Origin of the sequence: Chakrabartyella piscis (genome assembly GCA_030067835.1) — a bacterium.
In the GTDB taxonomy this organism is placed as follows: domain Bacteria; phylum Bacillota; class Clostridia; order Lachnospirales; family Anaerotignaceae; genus Chakrabartyella; species Chakrabartyella piscis.
In genome coordinates this window covers 1534667-1559714 of the sequence record CP092441.1, presented here as the reverse complement: position 1 = coordinate 1559714, position 25048 = coordinate 1534667, and the positions used below count along the sequence as shown (strand labels likewise).

Below are 25048 nucleotides of genomic sequence, written 5' to 3'. Positions count from 1 at the left end.
TAGGATACAAAAAGTCCCCTTGCAAGCATCTACAAAGGGACTTATCTTCATTTTAGGCAAATCCCTTTTATACTCCTAGAGTATCACAAATAATGAGATTTGTCAGTTGATTTCATATTACAATTTTCCTATTATTTTGCTGCTTCTGCTGCTGCAATGACTTTCTTTTGCAATTCCATAGGCATTTCTTCGTAACGAGCAAAGCTATGTTTATATTCACCACGACTTTGTGTCATAGAACGTAAATCTGTAGCATATTTGTGCATTTCGGATGTAGGAACTTCTGCGCAAATCATTTTTTTGTTGCCAACAGCGTCCATATTCAAGATACGACCACGACGTTTGTTGATATCGCCCATGATGTCACCCATGTAACGATCAGGAACAATAACTTCTACGTATTCTACTGGTTCCAAAATGGTAGGTTTTGCTTGAGGAACGCCTTCTTTATAAGCTGTGGATGCAGCCATTTTAAATGCCATTTCAGAAGAATCTACAGGGTGATAGGAACCATCCATCAAAGTTGCTTTGAGGCCAACCACTGGATATCCAGCCAAAACACCTGAAAGAACAGATTCTTGCAAACCTTTTTCAACAGCTGGGAAGTATTGTTTTGGTACAGAACCACCGAATACTTTTTCTTCAAATACAAGTGCTTGTGACATATCGCCACTTGGTTCAAATTCAATTACAACATCACCAAATTGACCATGTCCACCAGATTGTTTTTTGTAACGTCCACGAACAGAAGATTTGCTCTTAACTGTTTCACGGAAAGGAATGATTGGATCAAACAAATCCACATCAATTTTGTATTTTGCTTTGAGTTTATTGACCATAACATCCAATTGTTGTTCGCCAATACCAGAAACCAAAGTTTGTTTTGTTTCTTTATTCACTTCCATTTTGATGGTTGGATCTTCTTCTCTGATTTTTGCAAGAGCAGCAGAAAGTTTATCTTCATCACCTTTGCCCTTTGGTTTGATTGCCATTGTCAAAACAGAACTTGGCAAATTGATTTTTGGAAGTACCACAACGTGATCTTTCACAGTCAATGTATCTTGTGTGCCAGTATTGGAAAGTTTTGCCAAAGCACCAATATCACCAACATTGAGTTCTTCTACTTCAATTTGTTCTTTACCACGAACCACAAACAAACGACCTACTTTTTCATAGGAATCTTTTTCTGGGTTGTAAAGTTGTGTGGAAGTATCAATTTTACCAGACATAACTCTAAACAAACTCAAACGACCAATATATGGGTCAGAAATGGTTTTGAATACAAATGCAGAAAAATCAGGATCAGTTGCACTACAAAGAACTGCTTCTGCATTTTCATTGAAGGCATGGAAATCTTTTTTCACTTCGCAAGCTGGAGGGGTGAAACGCATCAATGTGGAAAGTGTCAAACGAACACCATGACCCATTGCTGTGGAACCACAAAGAACAGGTGCGATTGTATGGTTTTCGATACCAACCAACAAACCATCGTAGATTTCTTCTTCTGTCAATTCTTCGTCATTGAAGAATTTTTCCATCAATTCATCACTACTATCAGCAGCAACTTCAATCAACATAGAACGCAAAACTTCTACTTGATCTACTTTATCTGCTGGCATTTCGCATTGAACCAATTCGCCATCTACTGTTTTTCTAGCATCTCTTTTGATCAAGTTAATGAACCCAACGAATTTACCGTGGTCATCTGTATATGCAATTTGGACTGGAGCAACCGCTTTACCGAATTTTGCTCTCAAATCAGCCAATGTTTTTTCAAAGTCAGCATTTTCATCATCAATTTGGTTTACAAAGAACAATCTAGGAATTTGCATTGCTTCTGCATATTCCCAAGCTTTTTCTGTACCTACTTCTACGCCTGATTTTGCGGAAACCATAATCAAAGCGGTATCTGCAACACTCATTGCCATTTTTGCTTCTGCCACGAAATCGAAATACCCTGGAGTATCCAATAAATTGATTTTTGTATCCCTCCACTCAACTGGAAGAACTGATGTATTGATGGAAACTTTACGACGAATTTCTTCTGCTTCATAGTCACTCACGGTATTGCCATCTTCCACTTTACCAAAGCGTTTTGTTGCGCCTGAGCGGAATAGAGCAGACTCAGCAAAAGTTGTTTTGCCGGAACCGCTGTGACCCAATAGAACTACGTTTCTTACCTTCTCTGCAGCATAATTTTTCATAAACCTAACCTCCAATTCGTATATTCTGGCATTTGTCAATGTATGTGTGTTTTATTGCCATTTGAACAACCGTTCTAATATTTATAGTTCTTCATTTGTAAAAAATACCCTTTTAATTCCAATTAACTTTTTTCAATTCGTCGAATTATACAAAACCAACAAGAAAAAACCACCATAAGCCAGATTGAAATTGGTGGTTTTCACAAGAATCTTACATAATTTTTCTTCCTATATTTTGGAAATAATGATATTCTCATCAATCCATATACAAAGAAGGTTCTACAAAGGGTATTCCAAAATATTCTGCTATGGATTTGGATAGTTCATAAGCAATGGGTTCTACATTATCTTTGATCCACTGGGCATCTTCCAAATTGTCATGGTATGCCACTTCTACCAAAACAGAAGGTACTTTTGTTCTTCTCAGTTCTGCCAAAGTTGTGGTTGGAACTGTATTGGATTTTTCTGGATATGGATAAATGAGAGCCAGATTATCTGCCACAATTTCTGCCATTTCTTTTCCATAGTAACTGGTTGCATAATAATATACATCTGGACCTTGTAGTTTGCCCGCAAAAGATGGTGGTCCTGCATTGGTGTGTATTGAAAAATGAAAATCGTAATCACCTGCATTGGAATCTGCTATTGCTTCTGATAGGGTCATATCTGGATCATTTCTGCCAAAATCTATGCCAGATGCCAAAAGATATGGTTCCATTGCATCCACAATCAAATTGGCATATTCTTCTTCTGTTCCTCCATTGATATATGGATTGAATTCTTGTAAAGATGGACTTAAATATACACTAGGCATGGTTTCACCTCCAAAAAAACAGTGAATGGTTAAGAGTGAAGAATGAAGAGTTTGTTCACTCAATTTAGTATATGGAGGTTGGTCTGTTTTGGTGCAAAACAGGATGGGAAACCCATCCCCTACAAAATAGTGTTGTAGGGGTGACCTGTGATAGCCCATCTTTTATTTGAATATTTTATTATTGATTTTCAATTTGCCACCTTCATAAGCATTTTCATCCCCATCTGCAAAGGTAGAACGCACCACTGTCTTTTTACCATATTTCAAGCGTATTGCATCCATTGCTGCATCTGCTTTGCCTTCTTTTGACCAATCTACATCTGTCAAAGAAAGTTGTGTGGTATCGTTTCCACAAAGCTGTCCCGCTCTTACACCCAAAAGCCTAAGTGGTTCCCCCTTCCAAGCAGCATCAAAACAAGCTTTTGCTTCTTGATACACTGCATTGGTGCAATCTATGGCATTGAACACCTTTTTCTGGTGGGTATAGGAATGAAACTCGGTGTCTTTCAATGTGACTGCCACTTCTAGGGTTGCACATCCACTGCAACGCAAACGCATAGAAACCGTTTCTGATAAAGCCAATAAGATTTTATAGGCTTCTTCTTTGGTTGTGACATTGTGTGCTATGGTGGTGCTATTGCCAATGCTTTTCATGGTTTCTTTTTCGATGGCTTCTGCTACAGGGCTATCATCAATTCCATTTGCATAGGCATGCAAAGTATAGCCAAAGCTTTTGAATTCACGTTCCAATAGTGGTAATGGATATTTTGCCAATTCGCCTATGGTTTTGATACCCATTTGTTTCAATTTGGGTGCTGTTCTTCTGCCTACCATAAACAAATTTTCTACAGGTTGTACCCAAAATTTTGCTTCCAATTCTTCTGGGTATAAGGTCAATATTTTATTTGGCTTTTCCAATTCCCCTGCCATTTTTGCAAGCAACTTATTGGAACTGATGCCTATATTCACAGTGAATCCCAATTCATCAAAAATATGCTTTTGAATCCTTGTTGCAGCCACAAGTGGTTCACCAAAGAGCTTTTCCATGCCTGTATACTCCAAAAACCCTTCATCAATGCTGAATTGTTCCAGTCTATCGGAATATTGCTCCAAAATTGCAAACATTTCTTTGGACACCTTGGAATACAGAGCAAAATCTGGTGGTGCAAACACAAGGTCTTTGCATTTTTGCAGTGCCATACCAGTGGGTTCTCCTGTTGTGATTCCAAATGCTTTTGCAGGTGTGCTTTTTGCCAAAATGATACCACGCCTGTCATTGTCAGCACCTGAAATTGCAGATGGAATGGTTCGCAAATCCAATTCTTCCCCTTGTTTGAGACGCTCCACAGCTGTCCAACTCAAAAAAGCATTGTTGACATCAATATGAAAAATGGTTCTTGGCATAAAATCACCTCCTTTGGTGGGAGGATATGGAATCCTCCCCTACAATTATATCGTTGAACATATTGCCATTTCGAATGTAATAAGGAATCTAAAACCTTAGATTATTCGTCGCTACGAAGCTCTCCTCAGAATGACATCCAAGTTGTGACACACTTTTTGAAGGGTATAGTCTTGACTATACCGTTATCTTGACACCAGTATAACACGAACATATTTTCGATTCAAGATGTGTATTTTGACAAAATAAATTGAAACAGCTATTTTTCTGGAGGATACTATCCTCCCCTACGTAAAACCGTTAGGACAATTCAAATCTTAAAGAAAAATTCATTGCATTCTACTCCACTTCTTTCTATAATAAAGGAAACATAAGGAGGTTTTTCCATGAATTATAAAAAATTAATGACACATTGCATGGTTTTGGGTGCCTTTGCTTTTGGCTTTTGTTACTGGCAAAACAATCATATCCAAGTGACCAAACATACCTATACAACCAATATTCCAGAAGATTTGGATGGTTTTACCATAACACAGGTTTCTGATTTGCAAAGTAAATCCTTTGGTGCTGACCAAAATAGTCTCTTGGAAAAAGTTGCCCAAACAAATCCAAATATCATTGTCATCACAGGTGATTTGATTGACCGAAACCACACAGATATCGAAGCATCCATGACTTTTATTGCAGGTGCTAGAAAAATTGCTCCTATTTATTTTGTAACAGGCAACCATGAGCATCAATCTGGTGTCTGGGAAGAACTTTCTGATTTGTTGATAGAAGCTGATGTAACCATTTTGGACAATGGCAAATCCATCATCGAATACAATAACGAAATTATTACATTGATTGGACTTGCAGACAAACGTGTCAATCCATATTATGCAGAAGCACTATCCACATTGACCCAAGGAATGAACCCAAATGGTTTGACTATTTTGCTTTCTCATAGACCAGAATTGTTTGAATCCTACGCAGAATATCCAATTGATTTGGCTTTCACAGGTCATGCACATGGTGGTCAAATTCGTTTGCCATTTGTAGGCGGATTGTTTGCACCCAACCAAGGTTTCTTCCCTGAATATACCAGTGGTGCTTATGAAATCAACGATACAACCATGTATGTCAGTCGTGGTTTGGGCAATAGTACGTTTCCAATTCGCTTTGGCAATCGACCAGAAATTGTGGTTGTGACGTTGGAAGCAGAAGAAATGTAAAGGAGGAAATGATGTGCATCCTAACATTTGGTTGATAATTTTTTGTGCATTTATTGCCATCGGTGGAGATTTTGTATGGAAAAAGAAAAAGTAACTTATTTCCACTCTAAGAAATGGGGACTTTCCATGAATGCAAATCGAAAAAGAATATTGATTTCAGTTTCTATGGCTCTATTGGTTCTTTCCATCACTTTTGTAATGCACCTGCCTTCCCTTCCATATCTCAAGAAATTTGGTATAGATTTCAGCAAAGGAAAGATTGTATCCGAAGTAGACACACTTGGTTGGATGGGAGATGGCTATGCTTTTGCTACAATGGAGTTCCAAGAAAACGGTGCTTTGGTTACCAAAATGCAGAAAGCAAAACACTGGCATACACTGCCGCTATCCAATAATTTGCAAACATTTATTTATCAACCATATGACAGTACACTGCCTATTCCTGAAATTACAAATGGATATTATTATTTTTATGATAGACATAGTGAAAGTGAAACTGTGTATGATGACAAGGATTTACTCAATCGCCATTCTTTCAATTTCACGCTTGCAATTTATGATGTAGATTGCAATACGTTGTATACATTGGAATATAATACATAAAATTTTGTCACTAACAAGACAACTAAAAAAGGAGATCTAATTCATATGAAAAAGAAAAAGTATGTAATCTTTATACTTTTCTTGATTTGTGCCATCCTGCTCACATTTTATTATCGTGCAGTCATTCCAATTGCCAAAAATATAGATTATTTAGAAATTTACAGCATTTCTTTGTATACCGAAAATGGCGACAGGTCTGATATTACAAGTTCTGTGAATATCGATAAAGTCGAAGAAACCCTTGTACAATACGATTGTGAACTACATACCACAAACTTTGCACCCTACCCTCATAGCAAAGTAAAATATGAGTTGAATGGCACATATGATGGCAAACCGCTCCATATTTTATTAGGGGATTTGAATATCGTATACGAAGACGCTTCAAGTGGCGGACATAGCATTGTGAATCCTAATGAACTGATGGTACAGCTCGAACAATATATAGCATAATCATACAAAACACTTTATAACAATCAGATTGGAGATTAAAACATGAAAAAATTATCAATGCTTTCAAGTGGCTTATACCTCATCTGTTCTATCCTTTGGGGATGTGTTGCATACAAAGACTATCAAAAAGACAAATCCGAAATTCCATACTTACAGATTATAGTGGCAGTTGGGAATTTCATACTTGCCATTCTGAAGTTTCCAACAAATGAAAAACAGCAATGACCACACATCATAAGGAGATTTTATGAAATCAGTAACCAATAAAAATAAATTTGTAACCAAACACAACTTTATGGTATGTGTTGTTATTTTGGTATGCATTGCCATCATATCCTATGTGGATTTGGTGGTGCGTCCATCCTATTTCATAAAAACAGCTGTGAAAGCACCTATATTTTTCCTAGTTCCAATCCTCTACTCTATTTTCTATAAAGATTTCAAACCATTTGCGTTTTTGAAGCCCAAAAAAGATGGTTTGCTTTTTGCATTTTTATTAGGCATTGGCATTTATATCATTGTTTTGGGATTTTATTTGATTGCCAGTTCTTTTGCGGACTTAAGCGGTGTCAAGATTTCTTTGGAAAACAATCTGGGTATCAACAAAAACAATTTGATTTACATAGGGTTATATGTTTCCATTTGCAACTCCTTTTTAGAGGAATGGTTTTTCCGTGGATTTGTGTTCCATGGATTTAGAAAAACATCACGCAAAGCTGCATATCTCGTCAGTTCTTTGAGTTTTGCCGTCTATCACATTGCTATTATGGATGGTATGTTTGGTTTTGGAATTTTGCTTTTGACTCTCCTTGGACTCTTTGTTGGTGGCACCATTTTCAACTATCTGAATGAAAAACACAGAAATATCTATGCCTCATGGTTTTGTCATTCTTTTGCCAATTTTGCTATGAATACCATTGGATATTTGATATTTTTCACTTAAAAATGACTCTCATTTTACAATACACTAAAGGCTTATTCACAAGCCTTTTTTATTTTACTTGACAATTGTTCTGTAGAGAACTATAATTGTTCACTAGAGAACAAAAAGGAGGAACTCATTATGGATATGAAAGAACTATTCCATACCATCAGTTTGAAACGAAAGTTCTATTTTGATGATTTATTGGAAGAATTGGATTTGAATTTTATGGAATTGGAAGTATTGGATTTTTTGAATCACGAACCCAATCGCAATACCTTTACCGAAATCATAAAATCCAAGGGATACGCAAAATCGCACATTTCATCAGCAATTTCCAATCTCATAGACAAGGGATATTTGGCAAAAGAACCAGCTCCAAACAACAAAAAAGTATTTTATTTGCGTTTATTGGAAAAAAGCGAGTATGCACTTATGCAACAAGAAATCTGTATCAAAAACTATCAAAAAACCGCTTTTCGAGGCATAACAAAAGAAGAATTGGATACATTCCAAACTGTACTTATGAAAATAGAAAGTAATTTAACGGAGGAATAAACTTTATGGAAACAATATTTATATGTATTTTGGCTGGTATGGGTGCTGGTCTTGGAACTGGCTTTGCTGGCATGAGTGCAGCGGTAGTCATATCCCCTATGCTCATCACTTTTTTGGGTGTCAACCCATTTGAAGCCATCGGTATTGCTTTGGCATCAGACGTTTTGGCAAGTGCCATATCTGCTTATACCTATGGAAAGAACAAAAATATTGATTTGAAACGCAGTAAATCTATGTTTATTAGTGTATTGATTTTCACTGGAATTGGTGCTTTTATTGCACACCAAGTGCCTACAACTACAATGGGAAATTTGAGTGTATTTGGCTCTTTGCTCATGGGTATCAATTTCCTCAAAAAATCTTTTGTAGAAGAAAAACCAAAAGAACACAAAGAATTTACTGGCAAACTCAAGACACTTATGCCCATTCTTTGTGGTTGTTCCGTTGGTTTTGTTTGTGGATTCATTGGTGCTGGTGGTGGTATTATGATGCTGATTCTTTTGACTACTGTTTTGGGATATGAACTCAAAACAGCTGTAGGAACCAGTGTATTCATTATGACATTTACCGCTTTGTTTGGTGCCACTTCTCACTTTACGTTACAAGGTGCATTTCCAGACCCTTTGATTTTTGGAACCTGTGTACTTTCCACATTGTTCTTTGCTTATTATGGAGCAAGATTTGCAAACAAAGCACAACCCAAAATTCTCAACCGTACTACTGGCACTGTTTTGGCAACTCTTGGTGTTGTAATGATTGTCACACAACAAATGCAAGGAATGTAAGTAGAGAATATGGTATTGAACATTTAGGAGGGCATGGAAACCCTCCCCTACAAATACAATATAGGTATTGCTGATATCTACTTTTCTATGGTATAATAAACTTCACAAACAAAGAAAATACAACTACAGAAAGGTTGATACAAAATGGCTAATCCAATCGTAACTTTTGAAATGCAAGATGGTAGCGTGTTCAAAGCTGAACTCTACCCAGAAATCGCACCAAACACAGTCAACAACTTCATCTCTTTGGTACAAAAAGGATATTACAATGGTTTGATCTTCCACCGTGTCATTCGTGGTTTCATGATCCAAGGTGGTTGTCCTCAAGGTATTGGTACTGGTGGTCCTGATTACCAAATCGCTGGCGAATTTGACATGACAGGCTTCAAAAATCCTTTGAAACACGACAAAGGTGTACTTTCCATGGCTCGTTCTATGAATCCTCATAGTGCTGGTTCTCAATTCTTCGTTATGCACGAAAAATCCCCTCATTTGGATGGACAATATGCTGCTTTTGGTAAAGTAATCGAAGGTATCGAAGTTGTGGATACAATTGCAGTAACTCCTACTGCTCGTGGTGACAAACCAGTTGTTCCTCAAGTGATGGCTAGTGTAACTGTTGATACTTTTGGTGTGGAATATCCAGAACCAAAAAAATCTTAAGAATTTCTAAAATTTCTGCTTGACGAATGATGTTCTATGTGATATTATAGTCAAGCAGTCATTCATGCGGATGTGGCGGAATGGCAGACGCACCAGACTCAAAATCTGGCGGGGGTGACCTCGTGTGGGTTCAAGTCCCACCATCCGCACTTAAGACAAGTCTATTGTACTTGTCTTTTTTTATTTCAAAAATCACTATTAATTCAATCAAATAAAAAAGATCTCCTGGATGCTATTGGGCAAAGGAAACCTTCTTTTATTCCATATTATTTTAAATACTTAATGTTTTAATCCGTTCTTTCAATGTATCCTTAAGCAAACCATCTTTGATATACTCCAATAAAATCGGTTTGATTTGGTAGTTCAAACGATACTCCATATAACTTTTTGCTTTCTCAATTGTAACAACATTATTTTCATCCAAACACTTTTCTTTACTATACAAGAAATATGTATGTCCCAGCTTAATATCTTCTGGGTCTATGGATGGATCTGCAATAGTATCTGCCACAAAACACTCCATAACCAACTGATACAGTTTTTCAATAGAATCTACAAAGACCTTTGCTTCTGGAGTTGCTTTTGCAAAAGCATCCCAACTGGCTTTGACCACTTCCACCTCAGATGGCAAAGAAACAAATGCAAAACGACGACGAACTGCATAGTCCATGGAACCAATGGAACGATCTGCAGTATTCATAGTACCAATGATGTATAGATTGTCTGGTACTTTGAGGGTATTGTCCTTATGCCCACTTCCATCATCTTTGCTATATGGTGTAGAAAATGCATCACCACGGTACTCCAACCCATAAATCAATTCACCAAGTACCGATGCCAAGGGAGCACGATTGATTTCATCAATAATCAAAACATATGCATTGTTAGGGTCATTTTCTGCCAAAACTGCAATTTCTCCAAACACCTTATCCACTACTTTATAGTTGATTTGATTGTTTCCGTTAGCATCTTTTACCATGTCCATTGTAATCCCACGAATAAAATCTTCATAGGTGTAAGATGGATGGAATTGCACAATTTTATAGCAATCTTGGTGACCATCCAAATATTCTTGTGCCGCTTCATATGTATCCAATTTGGGTGCAAACGCATCATGCATTGCCAAGGTTTTTGCTGCTAAAATTGTTGATGTATAGGTTTTGCTTGTGCCAGGAGGTCCATAGAAAATCACCTGTTTATTATAACCATTCTTAAAAATTTCAAATGCTTCATTTGCTTTTGATAAACTCATTTTACACCTCCATTATTTCAGTAAATCCAACAAATTCTCTTTTATTTTCATTTCCCAAATTTCTGATTGCACTGTAACATCTATTGGCAAATGAAATCCAATGTGTCTATCTATATTCTGATTTTGCTGCTCAGGCAATCCTATGTTCATATCATTTTTTTCGTATAATTGCATTTTATCATCAGGATTATATGGGGAAATGAATCCACCTTTTTTACAGTTCAAACGCAACATATATGCCATAATTTGAAAGGTACGATTTCTACCATCATTATGCAACCACGAATATTTTGCATCAATTACAGCCACCACCTGATTTTCTTGGTCTAAAATGGCCAAATCTGGAATATGCGTATTGGCAAATCCATCTGGTGTAGGACTATTTCCAAAAAGCTTCAATCCTTCTTGATATGGCAAAAGATGGTACTGACTTTGTGTTTCATTATTGATACTTTTCAATGCATTTCCAATTACTGCACGACAAAACAACTCAAACAGCAAATCCATCTGAATGAAAAATGGTGTGACTGCTTTATTTATGCTGCTTTTTTCATTTCCACTTTTGTCAAATGTAACTGAAATACGTGAAATAATCTTTTTTGCACTCTCCAAAGCAGGTGTGTAATATTGAAATACACCATTATTTTTGAGTCCATTGAAATCAGATGTGCCACATGGTGTTAATTTTACTGATGCAAGTGCTCGTTGGCAAAATGCAAATTCTTCTTCCAACAAAGATGGATATTCACTTTTCACCTGTCCCACCAAATAAAGGGCATATTTCAAGATTCTATTTTCTTTATTGTCTATGCTCATTTGATTGTAACTGCAATAGTTTCGATCCATACGTCCAGTTACTATATTGTGTTTGATTTGCTTATTTAAGTTTAACTTCCCTTTCATCTTACCAACCAAGTTTTCTTCACGACGAATGGACTGTTGTTTGAGCATTGCCTGACAAACATGTTGACAAGCAGGTAGAAATTCCATAATTTCAAATACACCTTGTAATGCACCAAAGTTAATATCTTTTTCATTAGAGGTTGCTGTACCAGGTGTAAATTTCTTTGCATCACGATATGTACCAAATAATACACTGTCATTTCTATTTTGAAAATTCATTTTGTTCCACTCTGCTGTTGTATGACTTGCAAAGGTAATTACATTTTTGCCTTGACAATGATTCTGGTAAAAATCATCGCTTTGCATTATATATAACAACATATTCGTTGCATTTGCTCCAAAACGAGGTGTCACAGTGATAAAAGACCCATCAGGCATATGCTCACCCACCAAAGGCATAACACCTGCATAACGGGAAGCTTTTAGCTCTCCTTTATTTTTCTCATAGAACAACCCTAAGTTTTCAGGTGTAGATTTTTGATTGAACTGAAAATATGAAGGTATATCTTCTAAAAATCCAACATCCATATCTGTAATTGCAATGGGTGAATAATCCTCACCTCTTAGATAGATTGCATCACTCATTTCAATCCCTCCAATTTTCTTTTCAATTCACTTTTATCCCCTTGTAAGTAGTCTTGGAAGGTTTTTGTATCACCCGCAAACATTGCTTGCTTCTTTCGGAACATACCATCTTTATAATATTCTGTAAGAAGCGGAATCAATTCATAATTGATTTTATAGCCAAAATGTTTTACATCTGGGTTCTTCAAAACATTGGAGTCTGCATTGCAAATAAAATAACTTGTACCAATTCTAATGTCATCTGGATCAATTCCTGCCATAACATTTTCTTTTTTGAATATACCTTGTACTTTATTGTACAGATTTACCAAGAAGACTTTTCCTAAAGGTAACTCCTTATCCTCAGGCTTAGTTGGTGGAATATACTGAAATGCAAACCGACGTTGCATAGCATAGTCCAATTCTGCAATGGATCGATCAGCAGTATTCATTGTACCAATAATATATAGATTGTCAGGTATTGTCATAGTTTCCTTTGCAGAAAGTGTGATGGATTGCCCTCTATATTCAAGGGCATACATAAGCTCTCCAAATACCGAAGATACCTGTGCACGATTGATTTCATCAATAATCAAAACAAAATTAAGATGCTTATTTTGAGGTTCAGAAGCCTTATCTGCAAAGGCTTTCAATCCACGACTTTTCATTTCATAGCGAATATTCCCCTGGTAATCTGCACCTACCTCTAGCCCCATAATAAAATCTTCATATGCATAAGAAGGATGAAATTGTATCAGCTGGATTTGATCTGAACTAGGAGAACCCATTGCTGAAGGTGTATTTGAAATTATTTCTTCTGCCACCAATTTTGCAAGACGTGTTTTCCCTGTGCCTGGTGGTCCTTTTAGAATGATTTGCTTGTTTTGTTGCAACAACACAGTCAATTGTTCTGGCGTTGGACAGAAATCGTTTGTGGATTGTGAAATATAGGAATCTAATACTTCTAGGTCAAAAATACGCAATAAATTGTTTTTGAATCTTGTTTTTGTAGAATCTGGAATTGTAACAGAAAGGTTTTTGTATAGCTCATTGATAAATGTATCTGCAAATATATTTTTTATCTGGTCTGCTTGATCTTTTTTTGTCAGTTTGGATATAGCTTCTGAAATCTGAAGCGTTTGAAGTCTTCTTTTAGGGCTTCCCTGATTATCATCTCGTTCTGTGCCACCAATTGCTATAATAAAATTAGATGAAATGGTACTGCTTCCATATCCAGAGTGTATCACATAACTAGAATAGAGGAATTCCCCTACAGCAGGATCCAATAATTTTGATACAATATAAACCAATGCATCAAATGCACCAATTGTAATGCCTTGTTTTTGCAATGAATTGCGCAAGCCATGTGTTTTAATTATCCAATTTGCAAAATCCTTTATTGTCATATCGCCAATTTTTGCCACAATTCACAACTCCTTTTTGTTCCATACTTATTACAAATCATCATCACCATATTCTGGGAATTCTATCTGACAGTATACCACTTCTAAATATTGTTGACAACCATTATATACTTGTTGAAATCCCTCATAATTGACAAATGATACCTCTTGTGATACAGTATTTTTGTCTCATTGAAGGGTTTGTTTGAGCTGAATAATATGATAGGCGTTCCTATTGTGTTATGCAGCTTTTTTTAGGAGGAAATTATGTCACAAAATTTAGATTTGACAAAGGGTAGACTTTTGCCTGTTTTATTGCAATTTACATATCCAATTCTGCTATCCATACTTCTGCAAACCACATATGGCACCGCTGATTTGTTGATTGTGGGTCAATTTGCCAATGTTGCAGATGTTTCTGGTGTTACCATTGGTAGTATGATTATGTTGGCAATCACGTCTTGTTTCACTGGTCTTTCTATGGGTACCACCATCTTAATTGCAAGATATATTGGTTCTGGTCAAGGTGATAAAAGTTCACGTGTAGTTGGTGTTAGCATCTTCTTATTTGCTTTACTTGCTCTTGTATTCACTGCTTTTTTACTTCTTGGAAATGATTTTTTGACCAATATCATGCAAACACCAACAGAATCCATCAGCAATACAAAATCCTATTTGTATATTTGTGGTGCTGGCACCATATTCATTGTTTCTTATAACCTTTTGGGTAGTATTTTCCGTGGTCTTGGAGATTCCAAAACACCTTTGTTGTCTGTTGCAATTGCTTGTATCATCAACATTGTGTTGGATTTGTTATTTGTTGCAAAATGCAATATGGGTTCTTCTGGTGCTGCTCTGGCTACTGTCATTGCACAAGCATCTAGCGTAGTTTTATCCATCCTCATCATTAGAAAACGCAAATTGGCATTTTCCCTTTCCAGAAAAGATATTTGTTTTGATGGATTCTATATCAAAAATATTCTTTCACTTGGTATACCTGTTGCCATGCAAGGTGTTTTGGTGACCATATCATTTTTGTCTGTTACCGCCATCATCAATGTGTTTGGTGTTGCACAATCTGCTGCTGTTGGCATTGTAGAAAAAATTACCAATCTTGTTATGGTGGTGCCACAAGCCTTTGCGCAAGCACTTGCTGCCTTCACTGCACAAAATCTTGGTGCAAAGGAAATTGATCGTGCCAAAAAAGGGTTATTCTATAGCATTACCCTATCCCTTGTATTTGGTGTTATGACAGCTTTTATTTCTGCTTTCCATGGTACTATTTTCACAAAACTCTTTACTTCTGATGCTGAAATCACCACACATGCATTGTTGTATTTACGCTCCTACTCCATTGATTGTATTTTGGTTGCCATTATGTTTTCCTATGCTGGTTTCTTCAATGGTTGCGGCAAAACCACTTTTGTTATGATCGAATCCATTTTGGGTGCATTTTGCATTCGTATTCCACTTGCTTATTTGTTTAGCACTTTGGAAGGTACCAATATGTTTGTCATCGGTTTGGCAACACCTTCTTCTACATTCGTGCAAATCATTTTGTGTGTTGTATATTATCGTTGTGTGATGAAACGAGAACATACTTTGGTTGCAGAATTGTATTAATTTCATTTAGTTATTCATATAAAAAACGAGCCCCCAAACTAGGAACTCGTTTCTTAAGCGGAGATACAGGGATTTGAACCCTGGCGCCGACAAAATCGACCTATCGGATTTCGAATCCGAACCCTTCAGCCACTTGGGTATATCTCCAGACAGAATATTTCGTATTTATTATAACAAGTATGTTTTCAATTTGCAATGTTTTTCTATCCTTATATAAAGTGTTGCGGGTTGAAAACGGGCAACCACATAGGGTTTCCCCTACAAATAGTGATGTCTTAAAGTCGTTGCAGGCAGATATGGGTATTTACCCTTAGAAATAGCATACCAAATACATCAAATTTGCAAGAGAATCCCCAAGATATGGGATTTTCCTTGACACAAGCCTCAAAAAGCGGTAAATTAATATAGGCGAATTGGTGTTCTGCTTAGAAAATGAATTTTTCAACCCAGAGCATAGCAAATATATAAGGATGGAAAATCCATCACATACAAATTTAAAATCTAGGGTATCACAAGCAAATATGGATACCTTCTTAAATAAAGTGAAACAAAAATCATAAAAGTGGGTGTTTTGATGAATGCAAAAAACAATGTAACAACATATAATAATGAAAGTATTACCTCTTTGAAGGGTGCAGATCGTGTGCGCTTGAGACCAGGGGTTATTTTTGGTTCTGATGGTTTGGATGGTTGCGAACATGCAGTCTTTGAAATTCTTTCCAATTCCATTGACGAAGCTCGTGAAGGTCATGGCAATCGTATTGAAGTCATCAGATACAAAGACCACTCCATTTCTGTCAAGGATTTTGGACGTGGTATTCCTGTGGATTACAATGCCAAAGAAGATCGTTTCAACTGGGAACTTGTTTTTTGTGAGTTATATGCAGGTGGCAAATATCAAAACAACACTGGTGAAAACTATGAATATAGCTTGGGGCTCAATGGTTTGGGTTCTTGTGCCACACAATACGCTTCTGAATATATGGATGCAACCATTTATCGTGATGGTTTTTGTTATGGATTGCATTTTGAAAAAGGTGAAAATGTTGGCGGTTTGATGAAAGAAGCCAAAAAACACAAAACAGGTACACTCATCAAATGGAAACCAGACCGAGATGTATTCACCGATATTGCAATCCCTTTATCTTATTTCCAAGATGTGCTCAAAAAGCAAGCCATTGTCAATGCTGGTTTGACCTTCCAACTCTATGACGAAGAAAGCAAAGAAACCTTCTTGTATTGCTATGAAAAAGGCATTGAAGATTATTTGCAAGAATTGGTTGGCGATAACTCTGTGACAGATGTACATTATTTGCAGACAGAAACCAGAGGACGTGATCGTGAAGACAAACCAGAATACAAATTGAAGTTTGAAACTGCTTTTGCATTCCACAACCATGTAAATCTTTTGGAATACTACCACAACTCCAGTTTCTTGGAATATGGTGGTTCTCCTGACAAAGCTGTGCGTAACGCATTTGTATTTGCCATTGATAAGTATTTAAAAGGTAATAACTTATACAAAAAAGATGAAAAGAAAATTCTTTTTACCGATATTGAAGATAGTTTGGTTTTGGTCATCAACTCCTTCTCCACTGTCACAAGCTACGAAAATCAAACAAAAAAATCCATCACCAATAAATTTATCCAAGATGCTATGACTGAGTTTTTCCGTAGTCAATTGGAGATTTATTTCATTGAAAATAAGATGGAAGCAGATAAAATTGCAAATCAAATCTTGGCAAACAAAAGAAGTCGTGAAACTGCTGAAAAAACAAGGGTCAGCATCCGTAAAAAGTTGACCGGTTCTTTGGATATGAACAATCGTGTAGAAAAATTTGTCAATTGCAGAACCAAAGACGTTGACAGACGTGAAATCTACATCGTGGAAGGTGATTCTGCTTTGGGTGCTTGTAAATTGGGTAGAGATGCCGAATTCCAAGCAATTATTCCCATTCGTGGTAAGATTCTCAACTGTTTGAAAGCAGATTACAATAAAATTTTCGCAAATGATATCATCACAGATTTGTTGAAAGTTCTTGGTTGTGGTGTGGAGATTCAATCCAAACACAATTCTGATTTGAATTCCTTTGATTTGAGCCAATTGCGTTGGAACAAAGTCATTCTTTGTACCGATGCTGATGTGGATGGGTTCCAAATTCGTACACTGCTTTTGACTATGCTCTATCGTTTGGTGCCTACTTTGATTTATGAAAAGAAAATTTACATTGCAGAATCTCCTTTGTATGAAATCACACAAGGAAAAGAAACACATTTTGCATATTCTGATAACGAAAAGAACCAATTGGTTGCAGATTTGTCTCAAAAAAAAGGCAAAGTCAAAATCAGCAGATCCAAAGGTCTTGGTGAAAATCAACCAGAAATGATGTGGGAAACCACAATGAATCCTGCTTCCAGACGTTTGGTTTTGGTAACTCCAGACGAAGCAGAACGTACACAACAAGTATTTGAGTTGTTGCTGGGTGAAAATTTGGCTGGTAGAAAAGAATTCATTGCAGAAAAAGGTCATGAATACATTGATTTTACAGACATTAGTTAAGAGGTGAAGATATGGCTAGAAAAAAGGTAACACCAACAGAAATCAAAGACAATTTCATATCTGAACAGTCCATTACCGAAACCTTGGAACTGAACTATATGCCTTATGCCATGAGTGTCATTGTATCACGTGCTATCCCTGAAATTGATGGATTTAAGCCTTCTCATAGAAAGCTACTCTACACCATGTATTCTATGGGTTTGCTCAAAGGTGACAGAACCAAATCCTCCAATGTGGTTGGACAAACCATGAAATTGAATCCTCATGGGGATGCTGCCATCTATGAAACCCTAGTGCGTTTGACAGAAGGAAATGGTGCTTTGTTGGCGCCTCTTGTGGATTCTAAAGGTAACTTTGGGAAGCAATATTCCCGTGATATGGCTTATGCTGCACCACGTTATACAGAAGTCAAATTGGGCTCTATTTGTACTGAAATTTTCAGTGATATTGAAAAAAACACTGTAGAATTCATTGATAATTACGATGGTAGTATGCAAGAACCTATGTTATTGCCCACCACTTTCCCTAATATTTTGGCAAATCCAAATCTTGGTATTGCTGTTGGTATGGCAAGTTCCATTTGTAGTTTCAACTTAAGTGAATTATGTGAAGCAACTGTGCAATTCATCAAAAATCGTGAAGTGGATTTGTTGGAGTTTATGCCAGCACCTGATTTTTCAACTGGTGGCGCTTTGGTATACAGTCGCAAAGATATGGAACAAATTTACCAAACAGGTAGAGGTTCCTTTAAGGTACACGCAAAGTATTCTTATGATAAGAAAAACAGCTGTATCGAAATTACAGAAATTCCTTATACCACCAATATTGAAAGTATCATCGATAAAATCTTTACTCTTGTCAAAGGTGGTAAGTTGCGTGAAATTACCGATGTACGTGATGAAACCGACTTGAAAGGTTTGAAAATTGCCATTGATGTGAAGCGAAACACAGATGTAGAGCTTTTGATGCACAAATTGTATCGTTTGACTACCCTATCTGACAGTTTCAGTTGTAACTTCAATGTGTTGATTCATGGTAGACCTATGACCTTGGGTGTGCGTGACATTTTGGGACATTGGGTGGAGTTTCGTGTGGATTCTATACGCAAACAATTGGCTTATGACTTGCAAAAGAAAACAGAAAAATACCATCTTTTGGAAGGTTTGGCTCAAATTCTTGCTGATATTGACAAAGCCATTGCAATCATCCGTCACACAGAACAAGAAAGTATGGTTGTACCCAATTTGATGGCTGGATTTGACATTGATGAAATACAAGGGGAATACATTGCTGAAATCAAATTGCGTAACATCAATAAAGAATATATCATCAGACGTATTGAGGAACTCAAAACACTTGCTGATGAAATGAAGGAATTGCAAAGTATTTTGGATAGCAATACCAAAGTGCGTAATATCATTTGCAAACAATTGAAAGCAGTCCAAAAGAAATATGGCATTGCTAGAAAAACAGAAATTGTCCAAGAAGAAGAAGTCATCACCATTTCCAAAGAAGATTTGATTGATGATTATGGTTTGAAACTGTTCTTGACAAAAGAAAACTACTTCAAAAAAATACCACTCTCTTCTTTGCGTTCTGCTGGCGAGCAAAAGTTGAAGGAAGAAGATGTTTTGGCATTTGAGATGGAAGGTACCAACCGTATGGATGTGATCTTCTTCTCCAATCAATACAATGTTTATAAAATGAAAGCCAACGATTTGCCAGATACCAAAGCAAGTTTATTGGGTGAATATTTGCCTAATATTTTGGGATTAGACCCAGATGAAAAGATCGTTTATATGACTGCAACCAATGACTATTCTGGTAATATGGTGTTCTTCTTTGCCAATGGTAAAGCTGGTAAAGTGCCACTTTCTGCATATGCCACAAAAGCAAATCGTAAAAAATTGGTGAATGCATACTCTGCTCGTTCTCCACTTGTGTATTTGGAACACATCCAAGAAGATGCAGATTTCATTCTTTTGCGTAACCAAGACAAAGCAACTTTGGTTTCCACTGCTTTGATTCCTTTAAACGCTTCCAAAAGTTCTGGTGGTGTCCAAGTATTTACACTTAAGAAAAACAGTTCTGTGACAATGGTTTGCAAACCAGAAGCGTTTGGTGTTGAGGATATGGATTATTATCGTACAAAAAAAATACCATCTACAGGACATTTCTTGCAAGATGGCAAAGCAGAACAATTGTCATTGATATAAATAACCAAGTAAACCAAAGATTCTTCGTCATTGCATTCCTCTGAATGACAGAATAGCAGCAACTATAAGCATTCCAAATGGAGTGCTTTTTTTATGATTTGACATTTCTATACAAAAAAACCGACGGTTTCCCATCGGTTCAAATTGTTTATTTCTTATGCATTTGTTGGTTCTTCATCAAAATGTTTATCGTATCTATGTTCATGTAAAATCACTTCTGAAATATTCATAGCATGGTCAGAAACACGTTCCAAGTTTGTCAAAATTTCCAAGAAATGAATGCCAGCGCTTACAGTACATTCTGCGTTACTCAAACGATCGATATGACCCATACGCAATTTCTTTTCAAATGCATCCACTTGGTCTTCATATACTGCTGTTTTTACAGCTGCAGAAATATCACTGTGTTCCAAAGCTTTGAGAGCATTGTCATAACTTGCCAAAACAGCATCTGCCATTTCTTGCAACTCTGCCAATGCAGACTCTGTAAATTTCACTTTTTCTTCAACCATTTCTTCTGCCACTTCTGCAATGTTTTCTGCATGGTCACCAATACGTTCCACATCGCTGAGTGTATTCATCAACGAAGTTGCTTCTCTACTTTCTGCTTCACTCAAAGGATAGGAACAAAGACGAATGAGATATGCATTGATTCCTTCACACACATGATCGACTTTTTCTTCACGACCTTTGATTTTACCAGCTTTTTCTTCATCATATTTTTTCAAAACTTCCAAAGAACGTACCAAATTCTTTCTTGCAATGGTACCCAAACGAATGGTTTCTTGTCTAGCACCTTCCAAAGCAAGAGATGGTGTTTGCAACATACGTTCATCCAAGTATACTCTGGATTTGTCTTCTTCCACTTCTTCGATTCCAACCACTTTTTTGGAAATCTGGATGATATATTTTGCAAATGGGAACAAAAGCAATGTTGTAATCACATTGAAGGATGTATGTATGAAACTGATTTCTGTCAAACCAATGATAGAACTACCCATTGTTGGATTGACTACACTAAAGAACAAAACTGCTGCTGTACTGAAGATTAATGTACCAATCAAGTTGAAGGTCAAATGCATGAAACCAACGCATTTCGCATTTTTATTTGCACCAATACCACTAAGCATTGCAGTGACACAAGTACCAATATTTTGACCCATAATGATATAGACTGCTGCATTGAATGGAACCAATCCAGTTGCTGCCAAGGAAAGCAAAATCCCTTGGGATGCAGAAGAACTTTGGATGATTGCTGTTACCACAGCACCTGCCAAAACGCCAAGAATTGGATTTTGACCCATAGATACAAAAGCATTGACGAATACTTCAGATTCACGCAATGGTTTTACACCAGATGACATGGTATCCATACCAATGAAAAGCAAACCAAAACCAATGATAATGGATGCCACTTCTTTTTGTTTCATTTTTTTACTTGTAATTTGCATAATTACACCAATCATAATGATAATTGGTGCCATTTTAGTTGGACTGAAAATATCCATCCATTCAGAGCTGGATACCAACCAACCTGTTACAGTTGTACCAATATTAGCACCCATGATGACACTCATAGCCTGTGTCAAATTCATAAGACTTGCATTTACAAACCCAACAACCATAACTGTTGTTGCAGATGAGCTTTGCACGATTGCTGTTACAAAAGCCCCCAAAGCAACACCCATAAACTTGTTATGTGTCAACGCTTCCAAAATGGATTTCATTTTTGCGCCTGCTGCATTTTGCAAACCTTGTGCCATGTAGCCCATACCAAAAATAAACATGGCAAGCCCGCCAATAAATGGTATGATAATGTCTGTGTAATTCATAAATTCCTCCTGTTAAGTGTCTTTTTAGATTGTCATATAATCAAAGCACTTCCAACATTTCAATAACATATTTTTCCATATTCTGTAAGTTTTCAACAAGATACAACAAACAGAACCGAAATCATCTTAACACAGGAAAAACATGTCTGCAATGGCAAATTTAACATTTCTAAACTTTTGTTAAATCAAACAAAAAACCACGTAAAATGCGTGGTAATTTGTGTTTTTTTATGCAGTTTATGCCCTTGATTTTACAAAGATTTAACATTAAATTTTACATTAGAAAACTGCTTATTCTGCTAATGCAATTCCGCCACCTGCGACAAAATCTCCATCATACAAAACCAAAGATTGTCCAGGTGTCATTGCTCGTTGTGGCTCATCGAAAACGCACTCCAATTTATCTTCTCCAACCATACGCACAGTACACCAAGCAGCCTTATGTGCATAGCGAATTTTACCTTGCAAACGCATACCATCTGTAAACTCTGCAACAGACATATGTGCCACTTGCCCTACATACATTGTGGTACGAAACAGCTCTTCATTTTCACAAAGCAGAACACGATTGTTTTTGGTGTCCAAAGAATGCACATACATTGGCTTTCCAAATGCAATACCCAAACCTTTTCTTTGACCCACTGTATAATGGATGAGTCCCTTATGCTGACCCAATACATCACCAGACATATTGACAAAGCTACCAGCAGTTCCTACATCGCCACCTTGTTCCAAAATGAATTTTGCATAGTCCCCATCAGGAATGAAACAAATATCCTGGCTATCACCCTTTTTGGCAATGAAACCATCTACTTTTTCTGCAAATTGACGTACTTCTGCTTTGGTGTATTCCCCAATTGGCAACAACATTGCTTGCAACTGTTCCTGCGTCAAACGATACAATGCATATGTCTGATCCTTTTCTGCTGTAGAAGAATTGCGAATAGAATATCTACCTGTTACAGGATGCTTTTCTACACGAGCATAATGACCTGTTGCCATATATTTTGCACCCAACTCATGTGCTTTTTGCAAAAGAGCTTCTCCTTTGATCATACGATTGCACATAACGCATGGATTTGGTGTCAAACCTTCTGCATATCTGCCAATGAAATCATCCACCACTTCTTTGCGGAAAGAATCTCTAAAATCCAATACAATGTGCTCGATTCCCAATTGGTCTGCCACACGTTTGGCATCTGCAATGGCTATTTCTGCTTCTTTTCCTGCCCAAAGATACATGGTCACACCAATGACTTCATATCCTTGTTCCTTCAAAAGATATGCTGCAACAGTGCTATCCACACCACCTGACATACCTACTATTACTTTTTCTTTTTCCATTTTTTCGCCTTCCTATATATTTCTAAACAATCACATTAATCGGGGTGTATTCCAACCATTTTTGGATGTTATCTCCTACAATATCTGCTCTTTTTTCAAATGCTTGGTGTGTTGCAAATGCAATATGAGGTGTTACCAAAACATTTGGTGCACCAAACAAAGGATGTGTGGATGCAATTGGTGGTTCTATTTCAAATACATCAACACCTGCTGCTGCAATTTTGCCTGAATGAAGTGCTTTTGCAAGTGCTTCACTATCCACAACCGGCCCTCTTGCTGTATTGATGAGCATTGCTGTTGGTTTCATCAAATCAAGCTCTGCTTCGCCAATCAAAGCCAATGTTTCTGCATTTTGTGGTACATGCAAAGAAACGATATCACAAGTGGAAAGCAATTCTTCTTTGCTGACAAATTGTACACCTTCTACATCTTTTTGAGTTCTACTGTATGCATATACTTCGCAACCAAAGGCTTTTGCAATGTTAGCAACACGTAAACCAATTGCACCAGCACCAATGATACCGAACTTTTTACCTTCTAGCTCAAATCCAACCAAACCGTCTTTTGTACCTTCTTTTCTACATACCTCATTACAAGCAACAAAGTTTCTAGCCAAAGAAATGACCATACCAAAAACAACATCTGCAACAGCCACTGTGGAATATCCAGCGCAGTTACAAACAGTGATGCCACATTCTTTGCAATATGCCACATCCACATGATCCACACCAGTAAATGCAACACAAATCATTTTCAAATTTTTGCAAGCAGAAATGACTTCTTTTGGATATTTGAAATTGGAGAATACCACAACATCAGCATCTTTGCTGCGTTCAATCAAAGTTGCTACATCTTCTTTGCGATTGTTGTAATATACGATTTCATGACCAGCTTCTACTACGCTTTCAACTCTATTTTGCAAATTTTCCTGTGCAATTCCAAGTGGTTCTAAAAAAACGATTTTCATTAGCTTTTCCTCCTATGGTGTCATTCATGCATTTGCCAATTATTTATGTAAAAAACAGTGTTTCCATCTTTCTTTTCGCAACATTCTACGTACATATGCAAAGGTTTTTTTCTCTCCATCTTTTGCCAACATTTGCAACAATTCTTCCAGCAATGCCAAACTATTTGGATGTACCATCACCTTGACTGCTGCACCTTTTTGATGGTATTCCCAAGGACTTGCAGTGGTATACTCCTCTTTTTGATAGGTTTTACATGCTGCAATGCGATCCATAAACATTTCCACCACATATTTCACTGGCATTTCCATACCAATGAGCAATGGTTCTCTTTTGGGGTTATAATCAATCCAATATTCAAAATGGTGTTTGTTGCGACCTTTGTGATGCAACCACGCAGAAGAATAACCTCTATCTTCACGTTCTGCATTGTTTGGACTACGGGTTCCTTGGTAATACTTTGCTCCTATCAAAAATTCTGTCGGTGAAAATTTTGATAAATCGTGTGTGATTCCTTGCCAAAACAAACCAACTGCAAAGCAATTTTGCATCACCAATTTTTTATGGTGCAAAACTGTATGAAAATGTCCTGCAAAATCCATTATGTCACCTCTATCCCTGAAAAAGCGGTGCAGTTCTACCCTGCACCGCTTCAAACCGTCAAAAAACCAAAAGTCTTTTTTCTTTTAGCGTCGCAGACTTTTATCCGTAGACAGGATTCACTCCTGACGAGGACAAAAGCGATTTCTAGGTGCTTCATAGAAGCAC

The 25048-nt window shown here is 36.9% G+C and carries 21 protein-coding genes and 2 tRNA genes; 12 read left to right on the top strand and 11 right to left on the bottom strand.

All coding sequences use genetic code 11. The features are described from left to right. Positions 1–131 precede the first annotated feature (131 nt). From fusA to MJY40_RS06900, 3 genes are all read right to left on the bottom strand, one after another. Positions 132–2204 carry an elongation factor G gene (gene fusA, locus MJY40_RS06910; protein WP_317856257.1) on the bottom strand — a complete coding sequence of 691 codons (2073 nt, stop codon included), beginning with the start codon at positions 2202–2204 and terminating at the stop codon, positions 132–134. A gap of 256 nt (positions 2205–2460) precedes the next feature. Continuing rightward, complete coding sequence (locus MJY40_RS06905; protein WP_317856256.1) at positions 2461–3018, bottom strand: N-acetylmuramoyl-L-alanine amidase family protein; 558 nt, start codon at positions 3016–3018, stop codon at positions 2461–2463. A 162-nt stretch (positions 3019–3180) separates the two neighbouring features. Further along, positions 3181–4422, bottom strand: a complete 1242-nt coding sequence (locus MJY40_RS06900; protein WP_317856255.1) for a DNA polymerase Y family protein — start codon at positions 4420–4422, stop codon at positions 3181–3183. 384 nt (positions 4423–4806) lie between these two features. On the opposite strand from MJY40_RS06900, the gene MJY40_RS06895 reads away from it, so the two are divergent. From MJY40_RS06895 to MJY40_RS06855, 9 genes are all read left to right on the top strand, one after another. Beyond that, positions 4807–5634: a metallophosphoesterase gene (locus MJY40_RS06895; RefSeq protein ID WP_317856254.1), complete on the top strand. Its 828-nt coding sequence runs from the start codon at positions 4807–4809 to the stop codon at positions 5632–5634. A gap of 75 nt (positions 5635–5709) precedes the next feature. Further along, positions 5710–6237: a hypothetical protein gene (locus MJY40_RS06890; protein ID WP_317856253.1), complete on the top strand. Its 528-nt coding sequence runs from the start codon at positions 5710–5712 to the stop codon at positions 6235–6237. Positions 6238–6282: 45 nt separating this feature from the next. Continuing rightward, entirely contained in the window at positions 6283–6690 is a 408-nt protein-coding gene (locus MJY40_RS06885) for a hypothetical protein (RefSeq protein ID WP_317856252.1), read from the top strand. Positions 6691–6732: 42 nt separating this feature from the next. Continuing rightward, on the top strand, positions 6733–6915 hold the full coding sequence (locus MJY40_RS06880) for a hypothetical protein (RefSeq protein ID WP_317856251.1): 183 nt from the start codon (positions 6733–6735) through the stop codon (positions 6913–6915). Between the two features lie 22 nt (positions 6916–6937). Continuing rightward, entirely contained in the window at positions 6938–7633 is a 696-nt protein-coding gene (locus MJY40_RS06875) for a CPBP family intramembrane glutamic endopeptidase (RefSeq protein WP_317856250.1), read from the top strand. A 120-nt stretch (positions 7634–7753) separates the two neighbouring features. Continuing rightward, positions 7754–8170, top strand: a complete 417-nt coding sequence (locus tag MJY40_RS06870; protein ID WP_317856249.1) for a MarR family winged helix-turn-helix transcriptional regulator — start codon at positions 7754–7756, stop codon at positions 8168–8170. Between the two features lie 5 nt (positions 8171–8175). Next, entirely contained in the window at positions 8176–8955 is a 780-nt protein-coding gene (locus MJY40_RS06865) for a sulfite exporter TauE/SafE family protein (protein ID WP_331488238.1), read from the top strand. A 144-nt stretch (positions 8956–9099) separates the two neighbouring features. Continuing rightward, positions 9100–9618, top strand: coding sequence for a peptidylprolyl isomerase (locus MJY40_RS06860; protein WP_317856248.1), 519 nt, complete (start codon positions 9100–9102; stop codon positions 9616–9618). Between the two features lie 66 nt (positions 9619–9684). Continuing rightward, positions 9685–9767: transfer RNA gene (locus MJY40_RS06855), tRNA-Leu, on the top strand. Positions 9768–9889: 122 nt separating this feature from the next. Here the strand turns inward: MJY40_RS06855 and MJY40_RS06850 are convergent. The 3 genes from MJY40_RS06850 to MJY40_RS06840 are packed head-to-tail and all read right to left on the bottom strand — an operon-like array spanning position 9890 to position 13761. Beyond that, positions 9890–10870 carry an McrB family protein gene (locus MJY40_RS06850; RefSeq protein ID WP_317856247.1) on the bottom strand — a complete coding sequence of 327 codons (981 nt, stop codon included), beginning with the start codon at positions 10868–10870 and terminating at the stop codon, positions 9890–9892. A gap of 12 nt (positions 10871–10882) precedes the next feature. After that, entirely contained in the window at positions 10883–12358 is a 1476-nt protein-coding gene (locus MJY40_RS06845) for a 5-methylcytosine restriction system specificity protein McrC (protein ID WP_317856246.1), read from the bottom strand. Then, entirely contained in the window at positions 12355–13761 is a 1407-nt protein-coding gene (locus tag MJY40_RS06840) for an McrB family protein (protein WP_317856245.1), read from the bottom strand. The genes MJY40_RS06845 and MJY40_RS06840 overlap by 4 nt, the downstream gene beginning before the upstream one ends. Before the next feature lie 246 nt (positions 13762–14007). Here MJY40_RS06840 and MJY40_RS06835 point away from each other — a divergent pair, with 246 nt between their 5' ends. Further along, positions 14008–15363 (top strand): MATE family efflux transporter, encoded by a 1356-nt coding sequence (locus MJY40_RS06835; RefSeq protein ID WP_317856244.1) that lies wholly within the window; start codon positions 14008–14010, stop codon positions 15361–15363. A 58-nt stretch (positions 15364–15421) separates the two neighbouring features. Here the strand turns inward: MJY40_RS06835 and MJY40_RS06830 are convergent. Then, positions 15422–15510 (bottom strand) — tRNA-Ser (locus MJY40_RS06830). Between the two features lie 427 nt (positions 15511–15937). Between MJY40_RS06830 and MJY40_RS06825 the strand changes: the two genes are divergently transcribed. Continuing rightward, positions 15938–17923, top strand: coding sequence for a DNA gyrase/topoisomerase IV subunit B (locus tag MJY40_RS06825; RefSeq protein WP_317856243.1), 1986 nt, complete (start codon positions 15938–15940; stop codon positions 17921–17923). An 11-nt stretch (positions 17924–17934) separates the two neighbouring features. Then, positions 17935–20139 (top strand): DNA gyrase subunit A, encoded by a 2205-nt coding sequence (locus tag MJY40_RS06820; RefSeq protein ID WP_317856242.1) that lies wholly within the window; start codon positions 17935–17937, stop codon positions 20137–20139. Positions 20140–20294: 155 nt separating this feature from the next. Here the strand turns inward: MJY40_RS06820 and MJY40_RS06815 are convergent, their stop codons facing one another. The 4 genes from MJY40_RS06815 to MJY40_RS06800 form a co-directional block, all read right to left on the bottom strand. Further along, positions 20295–21971 (bottom strand): Na/Pi cotransporter family protein, encoded by a 1677-nt coding sequence (locus tag MJY40_RS06815; protein WP_317856241.1) that lies wholly within the window; start codon positions 21969–21971, stop codon positions 20295–20297. 291 nt (positions 21972–22262) lie between these two features. Next, positions 22263–23315 carry a tRNA 2-thiouridine(34) synthase MnmA gene (mnmA, locus tag MJY40_RS06810; RefSeq protein ID WP_317856240.1) on the bottom strand — a complete coding sequence of 351 codons (1053 nt, stop codon included), beginning with the start codon at positions 23313–23315 and terminating at the stop codon, positions 22263–22265. A gap of 22 nt (positions 23316–23337) precedes the next feature. After that, entirely contained in the window at positions 23338–24282 is a 945-nt protein-coding gene (locus MJY40_RS06805) for a 2-hydroxyacid dehydrogenase (RefSeq protein ID WP_317856239.1), read from the bottom strand. 39 nt (positions 24283–24321) lie between these two features. Beyond that, on the bottom strand, positions 24322–24882 hold the full coding sequence (locus MJY40_RS06800) for a DUF5662 family protein (protein WP_317856238.1): 561 nt from the start codon (positions 24880–24882) through the stop codon (positions 24322–24324). Positions 24883–25048: the final 166 nt, after the last annotated feature.

Coding starts and splice junctions, on each gene's coding strand:
- mnmA (WP_317856240.1), bottom strand. CDS start 23,315: ATGGAAAAAGAAAAAGTAATAGTAGGTATGTCAGGTGGTGTGGATAGC.
- MJY40_RS06890 (WP_317856253.1), top strand. CDS start 5,710: ATGGAAAAAGAAAAAGTAACTTATTTCCACTCTAAGAAATGGGGACTT.
- MJY40_RS06905 (WP_317856256.1), bottom strand. CDS start 3,018: ATGCCTAGTGTATATTTAAGTCCATCTTTACAAGAATTCAATCCATAT.
- MJY40_RS06870 (WP_317856249.1), top strand. CDS start 7,754: ATGGATATGAAAGAACTATTCCATACCATCAGTTTGAAACGAAAGTTC.
- MJY40_RS06860 (WP_317856248.1), top strand. CDS start 9,100: ATGGCTAATCCAATCGTAACTTTTGAAATGCAAGATGGTAGCGTGTTC.
- MJY40_RS06835 (WP_317856244.1), top strand. CDS start 14,008: ATGTCACAAAATTTAGATTTGACAAAGGGTAGACTTTTGCCTGTTTTA.
- MJY40_RS06900 (WP_317856255.1), bottom strand. CDS start 4,422: ATGCCAAGAACCATTTTTCATATTGATGTCAACAATGCTTTTTTGAGT.
- MJY40_RS06885 (WP_317856252.1), top strand. CDS start 6,283: ATGAAAAAGAAAAAGTATGTAATCTTTATACTTTTCTTGATTTGTGCC.
- MJY40_RS06865 (WP_331488238.1), top strand. CDS start 8,176: ATGGAAACAATATTTATATGTATTTTGGCTGGTATGGGTGCTGGTCTT.
- MJY40_RS06815 (WP_317856241.1), bottom strand. CDS start 21,971: ATGAATTACACAGACATTATCATACCATTTATTGGCGGGCTTGCCATG.
- MJY40_RS06805 (WP_317856239.1), bottom strand. CDS start 24,282: ATGAAAATCGTTTTTTTAGAACCACTTGGAATTGCACAGGAAAATTTG.
- MJY40_RS06800 (WP_317856238.1), bottom strand. CDS start 24,882: ATGGATTTTGCAGGACATTTTCATACAGTTTTGCACCATAAAAAATTG.
- MJY40_RS06820 (WP_317856242.1), top strand. CDS start 17,935: ATGGCTAGAAAAAAGGTAACACCAACAGAAATCAAAGACAATTTCATA.
- MJY40_RS06825 (WP_317856243.1), top strand. CDS start 15,938: ATGAATGCAAAAAACAATGTAACAACATATAATAATGAAAGTATTACC.
- MJY40_RS06845 (WP_317856246.1), bottom strand. CDS start 12,358: ATGAGTGATGCAATCTATCTAAGAGGTGAGGATTATTCACCCATTGCA.
- MJY40_RS06880 (WP_317856251.1), top strand. CDS start 6,733: ATGAAAAAATTATCAATGCTTTCAAGTGGCTTATACCTCATCTGTTCT.
- MJY40_RS06850 (WP_317856247.1), bottom strand. CDS start 10,870: ATGAGTTTATCAAAAGCAAATGAAGCATTTGAAATTTTTAAGAATGGT.
- MJY40_RS06895 (WP_317856254.1), top strand. CDS start 4,807: ATGAATTATAAAAAATTAATGACACATTGCATGGTTTTGGGTGCCTTT.
- MJY40_RS06875 (WP_317856250.1), top strand. CDS start 6,938: ATGAAATCAGTAACCAATAAAAATAAATTTGTAACCAAACACAACTTT.
- fusA (WP_317856257.1), bottom strand. CDS start 2,204: ATGAAAAATTATGCTGCAGAGAAGGTAAGAAACGTAGTTCTATTGGGT.